The 13,515-nt window shown below is 59.2% G+C and carries 26 protein-coding genes and 1 pseudogene; 6 read left to right on the top strand and 21 right to left on the bottom strand.

Annotated elements, in window-relative coordinates:
* Window positions 1–87: 87 nt before the first annotated feature.
* From OKB87_RS15175 to OKB87_RS23605, 19 genes are all read right to left on the bottom strand, one after another.
* The gene (locus OKB87_RS15175) at window positions 88–429 is read right to left on the bottom strand and encodes a hypothetical protein (RefSeq protein ID WP_270827894.1); all 342 of its coding nucleotides are present in this window, start codon (window positions 427–429) and stop codon (window positions 88–90) included.
* On the bottom strand, window positions 426–776 hold the full coding sequence (locus OKB87_RS15170) for a hypothetical protein (RefSeq protein ID WP_270827893.1): 351 nt from the start codon (window positions 774–776) through the stop codon (window positions 426–428). The genes OKB87_RS15175 and OKB87_RS15170 overlap by 4 nt, the downstream gene beginning before the upstream one ends.
* A complete protein-coding gene (locus OKB87_RS15165; RefSeq protein ID WP_270827892.1) occupies window positions 773–1,126 on the bottom strand; it encodes a DUF4406 domain-containing protein in 354 nt (117 codons plus the stop codon). Before OKB87_RS15165 ends, OKB87_RS15170 begins: the two co-directional genes overlap by 4 nt.
* A complete protein-coding gene (locus OKB87_RS15160; RefSeq protein WP_270827891.1) occupies window positions 1,123–1,317 on the bottom strand; it encodes a hypothetical protein in 195 nt (64 codons plus the stop codon). Before OKB87_RS15160 ends, OKB87_RS15165 begins: the two co-directional genes overlap by 4 nt.
* Window positions 1,314–1,916, bottom strand: a complete 603-nt coding sequence (locus OKB87_RS15155) for a 3'-5' exonuclease (protein WP_270827890.1) — start codon at window positions 1,914–1,916, stop codon at window positions 1,314–1,316. The genes OKB87_RS15160 and OKB87_RS15155 overlap by 4 nt, the downstream gene beginning before the upstream one ends.
* Before the next feature lie 2 nt (window positions 1,917–1,918).
* Entirely contained in the window at window positions 1,919–2,410 is a 492-nt protein-coding gene (locus OKB87_RS15150) for a hypothetical protein (protein WP_270827888.1), read from the bottom strand.
* 2 nt (window positions 2,411–2,412) lie between these two features.
* Entirely contained in the window at window positions 2,413–4,746 is a 2,334-nt protein-coding gene (locus OKB87_RS15145; RefSeq protein WP_442866084.1) for a replication endonuclease, read from the bottom strand.
* A complete protein-coding gene (locus OKB87_RS15140; protein WP_270827887.1) occupies window positions 4,743–5,000 on the bottom strand; it encodes a hypothetical protein in 258 nt (85 codons plus the stop codon). The genes OKB87_RS15145 and OKB87_RS15140 overlap by 4 nt, the downstream gene beginning before the upstream one ends.
* The gene (locus OKB87_RS15135; RefSeq protein WP_270827886.1) at window positions 4,997–5,311 is read right to left on the bottom strand and encodes a hypothetical protein; all 315 of its coding nucleotides are present in this window, start codon (window positions 5,309–5,311) and stop codon (window positions 4,997–4,999) included. The genes OKB87_RS15140 and OKB87_RS15135 overlap by 4 nt, the downstream gene beginning before the upstream one ends.
* The gene (locus OKB87_RS15130; RefSeq protein ID WP_270817439.1) at window positions 5,308–5,736 is read right to left on the bottom strand and encodes a hypothetical protein; all 429 of its coding nucleotides are present in this window, start codon (window positions 5,734–5,736) and stop codon (window positions 5,308–5,310) included. Before OKB87_RS15130 ends, OKB87_RS15135 begins: the two co-directional genes overlap by 4 nt.
* A complete protein-coding gene (locus OKB87_RS15125) occupies window positions 5,733–5,942 on the bottom strand; it encodes a hypothetical protein (RefSeq protein WP_039040893.1) in 210 nt (69 codons plus the stop codon). Before OKB87_RS15125 ends, OKB87_RS15130 begins: the two co-directional genes overlap by 4 nt.
* The gene (locus tag OKB87_RS15120) at window positions 5,939–6,136 is read right to left on the bottom strand and encodes a hypothetical protein (RefSeq protein ID WP_103858625.1); all 198 of its coding nucleotides are present in this window, start codon (window positions 6,134–6,136) and stop codon (window positions 5,939–5,941) included. Before OKB87_RS15120 ends, OKB87_RS15125 begins: the two co-directional genes overlap by 4 nt.
* Entirely contained in the window at window positions 6,133–6,306 is a 174-nt protein-coding gene (locus OKB87_RS15115) for a hypothetical protein (protein ID WP_010673004.1), read from the bottom strand. Before OKB87_RS15115 ends, OKB87_RS15120 begins: the two co-directional genes overlap by 4 nt.
* Window positions 6,307–6,308: 2 nt before the next feature.
* Entirely contained in the window at window positions 6,309–6,485 is a 177-nt protein-coding gene (locus tag OKB87_RS15110; RefSeq protein ID WP_164882026.1) for a hypothetical protein, read from the bottom strand.
* Window positions 6,486–6,551: 66 nt separating this feature from the next.
* Window positions 6,552–7,010: a hypothetical protein gene (locus OKB87_RS15105; RefSeq protein ID WP_270827883.1), complete on the bottom strand. Its 459-nt coding sequence runs from the start codon at window positions 7,008–7,010 to the stop codon at window positions 6,552–6,554.
* A 24-nt stretch (window positions 7,011–7,034) separates the two neighbouring features.
* Window positions 7,035–7,334, bottom strand: a complete 300-nt coding sequence (locus OKB87_RS15100; protein ID WP_223956158.1) for an ogr/Delta-like zinc finger family protein — start codon at window positions 7,332–7,334, stop codon at window positions 7,035–7,037.
* An 11-nt stretch (window positions 7,335–7,345) separates the two neighbouring features.
* Window positions 7,346–7,861 carry a phage regulatory CII family protein gene (locus tag OKB87_RS15095; RefSeq protein ID WP_270827882.1) on the bottom strand — a complete coding sequence of 172 codons (516 nt, stop codon included), beginning with the start codon at window positions 7,859–7,861 and terminating at the stop codon, window positions 7,346–7,348.
* A gap of 28 nt (window positions 7,862–7,889) precedes the next feature.
* On the bottom strand, window positions 7,890–8,174 hold the full coding sequence (locus OKB87_RS15090; protein WP_270827881.1) for a hypothetical protein: 285 nt from the start codon (window positions 8,172–8,174) through the stop codon (window positions 7,890–7,892).
* 5 nt (window positions 8,175–8,179) lie between these two features.
* Window positions 8,180–8,476: a Cro/CI family transcriptional regulator gene (locus OKB87_RS23605; RefSeq protein ID WP_333563326.1), complete on the bottom strand. Its 297-nt coding sequence runs from the start codon at window positions 8,474–8,476 to the stop codon at window positions 8,180–8,182.
* Between the two features lie 100 nt (window positions 8,477–8,576).
* Between OKB87_RS23605 and OKB87_RS15080 the strand changes: the two genes are divergently transcribed.
* Complete coding sequence (locus OKB87_RS15080; protein ID WP_270827880.1) at window positions 8,577–9,266, top strand: LexA family protein; 690 nt, start codon at window positions 8,577–8,579, stop codon at window positions 9,264–9,266.
* Window positions 9,267–9,324: 58 nt separating this feature from the next.
* Window positions 9,325–9,645 carry a hypothetical protein gene (locus OKB87_RS15075; RefSeq protein ID WP_010673011.1) on the top strand — a complete coding sequence of 107 codons (321 nt, stop codon included), beginning with the start codon at window positions 9,325–9,327 and terminating at the stop codon, window positions 9,643–9,645.
* Here OKB87_RS15075 and OKB87_RS15070 read toward each other — a convergent pair.
* Both OKB87_RS15070 and OKB87_RS15065 read right to left on the bottom strand, forming a co-directional pair.
* The gene (locus OKB87_RS15070) at window positions 9,623–9,889 is read right to left on the bottom strand and encodes a hypothetical protein (RefSeq protein ID WP_010673012.1); all 267 of its coding nucleotides are present in this window, start codon (window positions 9,887–9,889) and stop codon (window positions 9,623–9,625) included. The two genes, OKB87_RS15075 and OKB87_RS15070, sit on opposite strands and share 23 nt — an antisense overlap.
* Window positions 9,890–9,965: 76 nt before the next feature.
* Window positions 9,966–10,274, bottom strand: coding sequence for a hypothetical protein (locus tag OKB87_RS15065; RefSeq protein WP_270827879.1), 309 nt, complete (start codon window positions 10,272–10,274; stop codon window positions 9,966–9,968).
* Window positions 10,275–10,305: 31 nt separating this feature from the next.
* Between OKB87_RS15065 and OKB87_RS15060 the strand changes: the two genes are divergently transcribed.
* The 4 genes and pseudogenes from OKB87_RS15060 (at window position 10,306) to OKB87_RS15045 (ending at window position 13,247) form a co-directional block, all read left to right on the top strand.
* Window positions 10,306–10,686: a hypothetical protein gene (locus tag OKB87_RS15060; RefSeq protein WP_010673014.1), complete on the top strand. Its 381-nt coding sequence runs from the start codon at window positions 10,306–10,308 to the stop codon at window positions 10,684–10,686.
* Window positions 10,687–10,699: 13 nt separating this feature from the next.
* Window positions 10,700–10,855, top strand: a pseudogene (locus tag OKB87_RS15055) (LexA family transcriptional repressor); the annotation flags it as partial.
* A gap of 95 nt (window positions 10,856–10,950) precedes the next feature.
* Window positions 10,951–12,198 carry a BRCT domain-containing protein gene (locus OKB87_RS15050; RefSeq protein ID WP_270827878.1) on the top strand — a complete coding sequence of 416 codons (1,248 nt, stop codon included), beginning with the start codon at window positions 10,951–10,953 and terminating at the stop codon, window positions 12,196–12,198.
* Window positions 12,195–13,247 (top strand): site-specific integrase, encoded by a 1,053-nt coding sequence (locus OKB87_RS15045; protein ID WP_103858631.1) that lies wholly within the window; start codon window positions 12,195–12,197, stop codon window positions 13,245–13,247. The genes OKB87_RS15050 and OKB87_RS15045 overlap by 4 nt, the downstream gene beginning before the upstream one ends.
* Window positions 13,248–13,515 lie beyond the last annotated feature (268 nt).

Genomic DNA, 13,515 nt, shown 5'->3' with positions numbered 1-13,515 from the left:
TTCTGGGAGCGAAAAACACGGCTTTAACCAGTTGTGTCCGGTCACGATTGAGGTTTCGTGACCGGACACATTTAGTGATTTTTACCATTACAGCGCCAGTGCTTTGTCGCCCTGGGTGTGCCAGCATTCTGTTTGGCCAGTGAATGTCCCGCCGCATCCTTGCGGCAGCTCACAGTCGCAGTGCTGGCATGTTTGCGTTTTCAGCTCGGCCTCCTGTTCCAGCCACCTCTCCCAGTCCCGCCTGATCAGGGTGCTGATGTACTCGTCGGCAGAATAAGGCTGACCGCTGCCAGCCCGAACAATGCGTAGGTGATTGAGTTGTTGGCGCTCCCGTTCTGACATCCTAACCTCAACACGAGTGATGCCTATGGCTGACTGTCTCGCACGCTGGGCCTGCTTTCGCTCCCTCGCCTCCTTTGGTTTGCTCATACAGCCCTCCTTCTGGCAAATGCCCCCTGTCGCGCCCGGGTGGCTTTCCATACCTGCTTGGGAGCTGGACCGACAGGCAGCACCCGCTTGGCCTTCACCGGTGGGGTGAGGGTGTCGACCTCGCCCAGGTAGAGCGGGAACCAGTCATCCTTGAAGCGGATGACCCGCTCCAGCCGGTCGAGCAACCGATCACAGAGGTGGCGGTCAGCGGTCGGCAGGGCATCGAGTTCGCGGGTGATGGCGGAACGACCTGCCGATCCCGGCGGGTGCTGCTGGATGAGGGGCCAGAGCCGCAGACAGTGCGGCTGCAGGCGTTCGATATCGGTGCGGGTGATGAGGGCGGTCATGCTGCTGCCACCTTCATCATATGGCGGCAGAGCGGGCATACCGGCGGCACTGTAAACCTGACCTGCTTGCCCAGCTTCTTGGCGAGCGCAAACTCGGCGGTAGCCCCCTCGCTGTGCTCCCATCCTTCCAGCATCAGCACGGTGTCCGCCATCATCACCATGGGCATACAAATAGCCATGTATTCCGATTGGCTCAGACCATCAGGCAGGATCGCCGGGTTCAACACGATGTTGTTGAATGATGGGTGATTCAGCAGATCCGCCGCTTTGAAAAAGGCGGGCCGATTCTCCCCCGTCAGCCCAGACATTGGCCCAGCGATATAGACCTTCACTTTGTTTGGCTGGGTCATGCTGTCCCCTTGCGATGCTCGGCCATGGTGGTGAACTTGAAGTCAGCTGTGGCTCTGACAACTTCAAGCTTTCCAGTCGGCGACAACCCCTGAACCATCGTCAGGATGAGCTGATAGTGGTCTTTCTCGGTCTTGACGAAGAAAGCCTCCCCGTCGATTTCAATGGCCAGTGACAGCTTGGTGATGTTCATGCCTTACCCCCTACCATGCCGCAGCCATTCATCGCTGCCTGCATTCGCTGATAGATGGCACTTACGTAGCGGGCCTGATGCTTGGCGTCGTCCAGAGCGCGATGGGCCACACCCTCGAATGGCATGTCTTTCTTAGGGTCAAAGCCCAGAAGGTCACGCCCCATATCAACAACGGTGCGCACATCCCGATCCTTAAATCCGTTCCAGTAGCCAATAAAACGCACTTTGTTCACCGCATCATAGGCGCTGGCCATGATGGTGCAGTCAAACCCAGCACCGTTACCCCATACACAGGGGCGCTTGCCTTCTTGCATCAGCCACTCCTGAAACTTTTGCAGTGCCTGGAGAAGCGCCATCCGCTTTTCGCCATCTACGTTATAGGCAATGGCCGCTCGTGCTTCATCACTCTGCCCCAGCCACCACAGCACGGTGTCAGGGTCTATCTCCCCAAACCTTGCGCTATCTCGTAGGTCGATATGCGCCTCGAACTCGGCGCCCAGTTCACCGGTCATCGGGTCAAAGAACACGGCCCCGATGGTGACGATTGCCGCGTGTGGTCCTTTGCCCATGGTTTCCAGATCCAGCATTACGTTATTCATGGTTATTCTCCTGCTTCGACTTGACGGTGGTCAGCCACTACCTGGTGCAGTGCTGGCTGGTATGTTTTGTTGAGCTGTTCGGCGGCGCCCGGGTTGGCGCGGTCGATGGCGCTGCCCGGGGCGATAAAGAGGGTGCGGCCGGTGACGGCGCACCGGATGGTACCGCTCTGGTCGATGGCCACGGGGGTCAGTCCGTCCACGATATGGCGGCGGCCAACCGAGCGGCCATCAGCTGTCAGCACCGGCACGGTGGGGCGGTTGGCTCTGCCCTGATACGGGGTCGGTACCTCGGTGGCGATGGCTGGCAGGGCCAGCGATACGGGGCGAGGGTGGCGGCGGCGCAGAATGGCGCACGCCACAGCCTGCTGTTTGCCCTTGAGCATCTCCACCCACTGGCTGATCTCGTTGGCTGGCCAGCGCTGCTGGAGAATGCAGGTCACCCGATTATCAAGGCGGCGGTACTCTTCGCGGCTGATGGTCTGTGTGCAACTCATGTTCATGCCCACTCCTCGCTGTAGTCGTCCTGTTCCTGCATCCACTCCGGCACGTCCAGCCCTTCCAGCACGCGCCACATCTCGGACTGATAGGGTTGCGGTAGCATCTCTATCCAACGGTGCGCCCCGGCGTGGCCCTGCGCCTGGTAAACCTTGCCGCAGAGCTCAACCAGCATCGGCCAGTCCTGATCGCCTTCCGGTACCGCGTACTCATCCGGCTGGCCCTGTTCGGCTGGCACCTGGCCTTCTGGCTGCCAATCCGGCTCGCTCGGGATCGCCCGGCTCGACTGCACCTGGCCGTTCTCCAGCCAGAGGGTGAAGCCGTCCGCGCTGACGCTGGCGCCTGCCCGTAAACGCCCGATGGAGAAGGGAGATAAACCCCATTGCTCTGCCATTAACTGATCCGCAAACGCCTCAGGATCCGGCTGCGTACAGTTATTGTCAGAGCTCCAAGGTGCCGGGCTGTCGCCCGTCTTAACCCCAACACCCCCCACCGAAGCCCCGGCGGCCTTGGCGGCCTCAAAGGTGCCTGCTGGAACAACTTCCCACCCTTGCAGGCGGGTCTTGATACCCAAGCGAGCGGTGTGCAACCCCATCAGGCGCTTGATGTCTTCGCCGTAGCTGTTGGCCTGCTCTTCGATGAGGTGGGCCAGCTTGATGGGGTGCTCGGCACGGGTGGCCAGTGCGCCGCCCATGGCTTCGAGGTAGCAGCGAAAGATGGCGTTATCGGCGGCATAGCGGGCCGCCTCAAAGCGCGGGTCTTGCAGCACGGGCTTGGGTGGCCCCACCAGATCGCCGTTCTTCTTGGCGTTGCTGATGCGGCGCAGCTCGCGCCATACCCCGACCGGTGCGCCGCCGATCTGCTGGAAGGTGCGGATCCCCCACCAACTGGCCCATGCGCACGCATGCAGCGCGCCTTGGTCGGCTGGGGTGTTTGCCTCTTCGTCGTCACCGACATAGGCGCCGTCGATGTTCTTGGCGATGTACTTGGCGAGATAGCCGGTTGCATCGCCCTTGGCCGGGTCGATCATCTTCCAGTCGAACCGGGGCGTGATATCGGTAAAGGTGGGGGCGGCCATGGGGACCCGCACCAGCTCGCTCTTGTCGTCGGTCAGGGCGTAGTGCTGCAGGGTGCTGATCACCGCATTGCGGTCTGACGGGCGCATAAACAGCAGCATGTGCCAGTGCGGGGTGCCATCGTGGTGAGGCTCGCATACCCGAAAGCCGTAGACAGGTAACTCATTGCGCTTGAGTGAGGCGCGGGTCAGGCTCCAGAGCTTGGCCAGATAGGCGCAGGTTTCGCGTGGGGTGGCGCCCTGGTACTTGTCGTTCTCGATGGTCTTGCCGTTGCGGCCGGTCTTCCAGGCGTGAAATCGGCTGGTGGCCGTCCAGGTGAAGAACACCCCCACATGGCCCTGTTGCTCTGCGTAGTCCTCGAACCCCCGCATGCGGGTCATCATCTCGTTGCGGCGGTTGACCGGGTTGGAGATGCTGGCCTCCCAGCAATCCTTCATCGAGATCACCAGGTCATGCTGGCCGTTCATCACTTCCGACTCAGCCAACCAGCGCATCATGGCCTGCTTGCGCTCGCGCACCACCTTCATGGTGGCGTTCGAGACGTAGGCGGAGACGCCCTTGCGTACCTTGCCCAGCAGGATGGCGATGTGCTCTTGCAGCCGATCCCAGCAGCGGTTCACTCGCTTCTCCCACCACTTGGCGGAGAGCAGGCGCACCATGACGCTCAGGATCCAGTTTTCCCGCGCCTCTCTGGTTTTGAAGTCCGGCATCCTGCCGATGAACCCCCACTGGTCGGCAGGCTGCTTGATGGATTCCCATGTCTCCATCAGGTCCAGTTCGCCGGCGGTGCTGTTCTGCTCGATGTTTTTCCAGATGGCGGCGGTCTGGTTGGCGAACTGGTGGGCCACCCGCTTGCGCCCGTCATCATCGCGCAGGTGCTGGGCATCGACCGGCAGGGCCATCACCAGGGAGCGGACCCACTTCACCCGTTCCCGCAGCCAGATGTTTGCGCTGCGGCAGTTGCGGGTGGTGCCATCTTTGCGGCGGCGCACGTACTGCTTGAACAGCACCTGGGTGAACTGCATGGAGAGGCCATCGAGCAGCTGCACCGCCCAGACCAGATCGGATTCACCAGGGGCACCGACAAAGGCTGCCTCCAGCTTGGTGCCTGGCATGGCATTGGCGAGGGCGTCGATACGGGCCTTGAGGGTCTTCTTGGATAGCGGCAGCTGGTTGCGTTTTGGCGTCGGCAGGCGGCTGATGGCAAAACCAAGATGGCCAGCCTCGGCGGCCGGCCCTGTGTTGTTCTGGTGGTTCATTGGTGATGGTTACCCGACAGCGCTTTGATGTTGTTCCGGCATGAGGTCAGCGCATGGCGGGCATGCCTCGCCATCTTTCTGGCTGCGACACACTGGCGCAGGGTGAGGGCGACCGTGCAGCGGGGGCGAGGTGATAGCTGGCGCATGGCCAGCAGGTCGCGCTGGTAGCTGCGCAGGCGGGCCTCGTCGCCCATCATGGTGTCGAACCATCTATCTACACGGGTTTGCAGGTCGGTGATCAGGCGGTGGCTCATTTGATGGTCTCCCCCAGCCCGTGGAGCGGTTCGCAGTCTGCCCACCACTCGGCGATCTCTCTGGCCAGCGCCACCTCACCGCCACCCAGCGCCAGCCAGTACACGGCGCGGATGGCGCCCAGAGCCAGCAGCTCCTGGGTGATATTGCGGTTGCGCTTGGCGTCGCAGCCCGAGGTGTTGAATTCCTCCTGTGCCGCCTCCCAGTGCTTGGTCAGCGGGCTGACCGGCGCCGGCGGCTGCATATGGGTGGGGCCTTCCTCTGTGGTGCCCTGGTCATCCTGCGGGGCCTCCAGTTCAAACAGGTCTGTCATGCCAGCGTCTCCTCGTCGTCGCGGTCTGCATTGGCCTCGCGGCTGGCCAGTGCCAGCAGCCCATACATCGCCAGCAGCAGCACTGCTGAGCGAGTGACAACCAGATCCTCACGCCGCAGGCCATCACCCTGGTTCAGCTCTGCCAGCAATTGCACGACCAGCTCGCCGGTGTCCTCGAAGGCAGCCAGCCGCTTGCTCAGCTCGTCGGCTGACCTATAGCCAATGCAATGAGCGGCGGCCGACATGGCGACCAGGCTGGTGTTTACCTCACCGACAAGCGGCTCTGGTAGCGAATCGCCGTTAACGCCGACCCAGTCGCTCAGGCTGGCGGCGGTGGTTTTGACCACCCCATACAAATCCAGCACAGCCAGCTCTGCGGCCAGACGGGCCCGCATTGCCATTGGGTTTACATAGACTTCGCTCATGCCTCATCCCCCATCACGGAGTCGTCATCGAGCAGATCGGCAGGGCGGCTGGTCACGACCAGTTGCACCTGGATGTACTCATCACCGGAGTAGAGCTCGCCCAGTGCGATGCGGTTTTCCTGCTCGCCGGTGGCCAGCAGCTCGGTCAGCAGCGGCAACACGGCCCGCTCTGCCCGCTTGGCGATGTGAATGGCGTCGATGCTCATGAATGGGCCCTCCGGTTCATGGTGTGGAATAGCTGATGCCAGCGCTGGTTCTGTTTGGCCTGGGCCATCAGGGACTTACCCTCCGACCCACGGTAGAGGTAGGAGTAATCGGTGCTGGCGCGAAGCCGCGCCGTCAATTCGTGCACGGCGGCAATGGCGGTTTGCCGGTTGACCGGCTGTAACAGCGTGTTCATGCCACCCCCTCGATGATGCGGATAGCGCCAGAGGTCAGGCGCTCCATACGGGCGTACCCGTTTTGGCCGCGCAGCCAGGTGGTGCCGCAGTTGATGTAACCGCGGCGGACCAGATAGGCGCTGGCGGCCTTGATAGTCGGTTCGGTATGACGCGTGATAACGGCGGCCATGATCAGATCCCCCCACGGCTGTTGACGCATGACCAGACCGCACGCCAGGCCATGGCGGCCGGGCGTTCTACGGCATGGATCAGGTCAGGGCTGGAGTTGTAGCGGCTGCCCATGCGGGCCAGCTTGCGGTTTTGCAGGCGCAGGTTGCGCACGGTGTCGAGAATGGCTAAAGTTGGCATTCGACCTCCTAGTCGATAAGTGACTGATGAAAGCCCGCTGGTGTTGGTGCACCGATAGCGGGTTTTTTATTGCCCGATGGCTCGCGGGCCGCGTTGTGTCATCTGGTTGGCCGCCAGCACGGCCCGCTTCATCCGCAGCTGGGCGGCTCTCTCCCTCTTCTCTCTCTCGATATCCCCGATGGCGCGGGTGACCGGCGCCGGGTGCCACACCTGGGTGTCACAGCCGCCGCGAAACTCCCCCTGGTACTCCAGCGCGATCACCGCGAGCCGGATCGCCTCGCGCTGCGCGTGGGGCAGGGCGGACAAGGTGGCCGTCATCAGCTCGCCCCGTGGCTGGCGGGCGATGGCACAGATGGCCGCTTTCTTTGCCTGACTCAGGGCCAGCCAGTCGGTGTTCAAGCTGGAACCGGTCTTGCCGAACAACTCCCGCAGGATCTGGCAGCCGGCGGTGTTCATGGCCACTTGCTCATCGGGGGTCAGCCCCGCCAAATTGCGTTGTTCATGGTCGATGCGTTGCGTTTGCATGGGGTTCTCCTTGCGGTATGGGGCCTAGGCCCCTTCCTGTTCTGCAGCGGTTTCTGCGACCCCGGCCTGCTTGAGCGCCTCAATGGCGGGGAACGGGCGAGGGTGGGTTGGGATGGGCTGGGCGGTATGCACGACCGGCAGTACCACCGCCGGGTTTCTCAGTTCTGCCGGTTTCAGCTCTGCCACAATTTCGGCCAACACCTTGCAGCGGAAATTGCACTCAACATTGGAGCATCGCTGATATGACTCGAAAGACAGCAGGCTCATTGGGCGAGTCGTGCGGCTGGTCATACGGCTCTTGCAGTGGGGGCAACGTAATCTCATGGTCTGGTCTCCTAGGCGCCGAGGGCGGCGCGGGCCATATCCGCAGCGCATGCCAAGCTGGGGATGGCGTGAAATCTGTCTTCGACCTCGGTGGCCAGCAGCACCAGGTGCTCGATGCCTGCCCACAAGCCGCCGACGACGGTGTTTCGGTGTGACTTGGTGACGCGGTCACCGGCGAGAAGGGTGGTGGCTTGGGCGGTGACGCCCATGATCTGGGCGCCCGCGTTGAGCGCCTGCTGGGCGCGGGCTTCTGGCGCAATCGGGGCCGCCCCCGGCAGACGAACGGCAGTCAGGCCACAGTCAAACAGCAGGCCATCAAACAGGGTGTCGTCCCCGGTCGCCTGGTAGAGGCCGATAAGATCGAGGGCGGAAAGCTTGTGCTTCTCGCTGGCGGGGTTGAACTTGTTGTGCAGCGTCCCTTTTGGCAGGCCGAACTCGCGCTCCAGCTCGCTGAGGTTGTGCGCCTGCTTGAAGAGATCGCAGGCCGCCGAAAAGTGGTTGTGTGAAATGCGGGACTGGTTTGACACTCTGATTTCCCTCCAAAGGTCGCTATGGTTAGCTGGCGAGAGTGAACAGGGACGACGAGTGTCCCGCCATCTGCTTGGCGATAAACACATGCACCTTGACCATCACCAGCTCATTGGCGCGCGTTTTTTCCATGACATCGAGCCGACCGGTTTTGACCCAGTGGCGGGCGGTATCGACAGACACACCGACCCACTCGGCAAACTTGGCGATGGGCATCAGCGGCGGGAGGTCTGCCGAGATCACCAGATTGATCGCGCTGACGGCGGGAGCCTGGGTCGGCCTGGCGGCTGGATTGATATGACGGGGTGGCATGGTGGTTACGCCTTCCCTGGTTGTGCTTTGGTGGGGGAATCCTTGGCGGCGGCCGTCGCCCGCTGGACGCTGGGGATCGCCTCCAGCGGGGTGCCCGGCGCGACGCGCTGATAGGGGCGCTGTTGGCCAGACGGGGCAGCGGGGTCGGCTTTCAGCGCACCGCCGGTCACCACCTCGATCTGGTAGGCGCGGCCCTGGGGGATGGTGTCGCCCCACTGGGAAACGGCCGCCTCTGAAATGTTCAGCTTCCTCGCCAGCTCAGCCGCTGAACCGAAGTAGTTGATGGCATCTGCTTTTTTCATACTCCCCAATCCCGATCTTAAGTTCGAATTGAGTTAATCCTATCTTATGCTCGAATCACAAGCAAGCTTAAGATCGGAATGCCGAGGTTAAGCTAGCTTCATGCACATCTCAGATCGTATTTTCAGTAGAAGGTCAGCCCTTGGCCTCTCCAAAACCGCTCTAGCCAAAGCCGTCGGCGTCACTGATGTTTCGGTCGGTAAGTGGGAGTCAGGGCAAAACCAGCCAAAAGGCCGCTACCTCAACGACTTAGCGGCTGCGCTTGGTGTGTCTGTCGATTGGCTGCTGACGGGGAAAGAAGAAGGCACCATGGGCGTCTCGGAGCCCCCGTTCCCGGGTTACCGCAACGTCGAACCCGCCGAGATCCCACAAGGAACGCGGGTCCCCATTCTCAGTTATGTGCAGGCAGGCCAGTGGCGCGAAATGTGCGAACAGGCCACGGCGTTTGATGGCAGCCTGGAGTATGTCGCGGCGGGTGTCAGTGTCGGCAGCTGCGCGTTTGGTCTGTGGGTGCGCGGCAACTCCATGGAGCCGGACTTCAAAGAGGGCGACTTGTTGATCGTTGACCCTGACGAGGCTCCCAAGGCGGGTGACTTTGTGATCGCCAAGAACGGCAGCGAAGAGGCCACCTTCAAAAAATACCGCTCCCGTGGTGAATACGACGACGGCCGCCCTCGCTTCGAGCTGGTGCCCCTCAATGATGACCATGAAACCCTGAGCACCGACCAAACCCACATCGCCATCATCGGCGTGGTGGTCGAGCACCGCCGGATTTTGAAACGGGGCGGGTAATGGTAGAGCACCAGATTTTTAGAAAACGCGAATGAATTGGCATCAGCATGGAGCAGGTATGACCGAGAGTGTGCTTGAACAGGCAATCAAGCGATTAGCCCAAAGCCTGACACCCATCAGCGGGGTTGCGAACCCAATAGATAAATCGAAGGCCATTGGACTGTTTAAGGCCTTGCTGAGTCACGGCCACGCACTCACGTATCACCCCATATATGACATCTTGGTTGAATGCGGCTGGCCCTCTGATCAAGCCAGCGATGCCGCTGATTTGGCTGAGGCGGTTGGAGTGGATCGCTATATCGAGCAGGTATACCCAACGGATTGGGGGTTGCGCGTGGTGCAGAGCATTCTGGCGATTAACCCCGAGGCTGCCGATTAAGCCTCACCGCTTCGAGTTTTGAATATAACGGATCATGCTCAGGCTTCTTTTTGTACGTTTGCCAGTACAGCTCAATGAAGATCAGCAGGTCGTGGTGAAAATCAGCAGCGCTCCCCCATTCGTCGGTGAACCCTGGGTGTTTCAGCGCGTTGAAGTAGTCGGTAGCTGCTAGGGCTAATTTAAAGTCCGTTGGCAGCGCTGAGTCGCGCAAGCGTTGGCCGCGCTCGGTTTTTAAGTGGCTCATCGTGGCTCCTGAAAGGGGGGATATTCACGGCATGTTACCAGATAGCTGGCTGAATTGTCGGCGGGGTGGGTGAGGGTCAGGTGGCGTCCTGTGACAGGATCAGTAACCGCGCCCGGTCGAGCAACAAGCATTGCAGGGCGAAGTGTTGGAGCTGGTCGAAGGTATACCAGCGCTGACCAGACAGGGCGAGCGGATACAATTTGCCGTTGACCTCCAAGTCTGCGTGACGGGTATAGAGGGTTGCTAGTGCAAAAAACATCATGTTCAAAAATTGTCTTAACCGCTGGCGCAACCCGGTCGGGGTGTGGGTCAGCACCACGGCATCGAAACGATCGGAAGACTCAAAGTGCGCCAACCGATAAGAGTGGCAGATAACGGTGAACATGGCGGACATCTCCTAATAGGCGGGACGTTAAATGAGCAAAATTCGTTACCGAGAAGCTGGCAGCCTGTATCTGAACATACAGGGTCATGATGCGACACCGCTAACCGCGTTGCTGGAAGAGCATGGGGTTGAAAACGGTGGCGCGATCGCAACCTACAGCGACGGTGCTCAGTATTTTATCGAAGTGTTTGACTGGATTGCACAAAACCCTGAGCAGGTAAAAGCAATATGCGCGGTGCTCGTTGCGCTTGTCAGTCGTTTTAACCGTTGCAGTGTCAAAGCTATCGTCGAAGGCAAGCAGATTGAAATCAACAATCTTAGCGCCAAGAACGCGACAGCCTTGGCCAAAGAGTTAAGCAATGGGCCGGTTCGGCAGATCACGGTTGACCTGAGAGCAGTCGATGATGAGTAGCAATGACGGCAACTTCACAGCGTATCGTCCCCGCGGCATCGATGAGAACGGGCAAGAGGTGTTTGAGCTGGTCCCGCTTAATGACGATTACCCGCCCATGCACTCCGACCGGCAGCACATCGAAATCATCGGCGTGATGGTCGAACACCGCATTTTTAGAAAACGATAGGGCGCTAAAGCGCCCTATTTGCTAATTGAAATTTGTTAACAGCCTTATGTCTACGGCCATTTTAATTCAATGAATTTCATTTAAAGGGAATTATAATGTTTGACAACAGCAAGATAATTGATAAAGAGGCATTCTTTATCTACGAAAAATCAGATGGAAGCACTGAAGGCTATCATGTTGTTAATATCAGTGTCAGTGACCATCATTTGCAAGGCGTTGCGTTACCCAAAAAACAGTTCAGAACTTTCCGCATTGACAGAATACTGGGCATGTTCAGCAGCGAAAATGAATTGCTTTCTGTAGACGTGCCATCATTGCTCGATTCATCACAGCCAAGGTTGTCAAAATCTCGCCCGAAGCAATCTACAGCTAAAGCTGAAATTGCATTCACTGGATTTTCAAAATCTGATAGAGATCGGTTAGAAACCCAAGCTGAAAGCGCTGGCCTAACTATTAAGAAAGACGTGACTAAACGGCTCTCTTACCTCTGTTGCGGTCCCAATGCAGGCCCGTCTAAAACAGCAAAAGCACGGGATGCTGGCGCTCTCGCATTAACCGAGCAACAGTTCATAGACCTCATTACTACTGGTGAGCTCCCAGAGGTAGGCGAATATGATCTCATTATGGGCTCTACAGGTAATGAGCCAAGTAATGACATAGACTATATTCGTGACACATTTACAACATGGCGCACTTTGCCAAGGCGGCAATGCCTCATCGCTCGCTTCATTGACGGCTATGCAGCTGGATGGCGTTTTTGTGTCCATGAGGCTCACCGACCATCTTTAGATATTAAGTTGACAGCTATATCTACCTCTAACTCAGACAAACCTAAAGAAAAGATCTCGAAGAGTGTTTGGACTCAAGGCCACGCTTTTAACTTTATCGGTGGTGAGCTGATTTGCAGTCACATCTCAGGCCATCGAGGCCCATGGTCTGAATTTGTAAAAATGACAAATGAACGAGCGCTGTCGGTTAAGTTTTCAACCCCTGCAGGGTATGACACTGTTGATCGCATAGAGGGTGAATTTACCGGGGTTCTGCGTAGGAATAATGCAAGCTCTGCTCAGGGTGAACGAGCACAAGACCGAATCCCTTTGGCTATCAATTCTCAAACCTATGATGAGGGGACTGTAACGGTCGCTGTATCTCAGCCAGATGGTGAGCGCTTGGTCGAGATTGAGCGCATAACCCTTACTCAAGTTGAGTTTGTCGCGCTTCTCCAAAATGGAAGCTTCACGCGAGCAATATCACTACCAGATGGCTCATCCTCGATCGAGATTTACAACCCATTTGAGCGAGATGGCTTACATGAGCAGGCTCATCAACTTGAAACAGTATGACCGTCCGTAAACTCGATGACGACAAGCCTAAGCTCTGGCTTGTCGAGGTCTACCCCCAAGGCCGTGACGGCCCCCGCAAGCGCAAGCGCTTCGCCACCAAGGGCGAAGCCTTGGCGTGGGAAAAACACATGCTGGCCCAGCCCTGGCAACAGCCAGAGGCGAGCAATGTGGATGAACGGCGGCTGAGCGACCTGGTGGCACTCTGGTATGGTCGCCACGGCCAGACCCTGACCGATGGCGACCGCCGTCGTGACAAGCTGGTCTGGCTGGCGGAGGCGTTGGGCAACCCCCTGGCGACCGAGTTCACCGCCCAGCAGTTTGCGGCCTACCGTGAGCGGCGACTGGCGGGTGAACTTTATGTGCCCGGTCAGCGCAAACAGGTCTCCCCGACCACCATCAACCGCGAACTGCTCTACCTGCAGGCCGTGTTCAACGAGCTCGGCCGCCTGGGGGAGTGGGCCCACGGCAACCCGCTCGAGGTGCTGCGCCAGTACAAGGTGCAAGAATCCGAGCTGGCGTTCCTCAATCAGGATGAAATCGAACAGCTGCTGGCAGCGTGCGCGGGGCTGAACGACTTGTGGCTGATCGTGATGCTGTGCCTCTCGACCGGTGCGCGTTGGTCTGAGATAGAAAAGCTGACCCGCTCACAGGTCGGCATCGGCCGGTTGACCTTCACCCGCACCAAGGGCAAGAAGAACCGCACAGTGCCGGTGGCCGGCTGGCTATTGGCCTTGCTGCCCAAGCGAACCGGCCGCCTGTTCGGTGACTGCTACGCCGAGTTCGAGAAGGCGCTGCGCCGCGCCGGGATCACCCTGCCTGCTGGCCAGCGCACCCATGTGCTGCGCCACACCTTCGCCAGCCACTTCATGATGGGCGGCGGCAACATCCTGGTGCTGCAGCGCATCCTCGGCCATACCGACATCAAGATGACCATGCGCTATGCCCACTTCGCCCCGGACCACCTCGAAGACGCGGTCAAACTCAACCCGATCACCGCGATGAAAAATGGCGGCAAAGTGGCGGCAGCGCTCACCAGCGACACCCAATAACCCCCACCCATCCCCAAGCAAACCCGCGAAAACACGGCAACTCATTGATTCACAACGGCTGGCGATGGTTTCAAAATCCGCCGGTGAATAACCGTGTCGGTTCGAGTCCGACCCCGGGCACCATTTTTTCATATCATATCGTGTCATACGGTATCCCAAACCCGCATAGCGTAAGGCTCTGCGGGTTTTTTGTTGTGTCTTGTCGTATCATATCGTGTCGATACATGCCCCCAAATCTGGGGGCCTTTTTGGGGGCCTAAATTTCTAC

The organism is Aeromonas sp. Y318-1, assembly GCF_027706125.1.
GTDB classification, from domain to species: domain Bacteria; phylum Pseudomonadota; class Gammaproteobacteria; order Enterobacterales; family Aeromonadaceae; genus Aeromonas; species Aeromonas hydrophila.
Note: the sequence above shows the minus strand (reverse complement) of the source record. Positions and strands in the feature narration are given on the sequence as shown.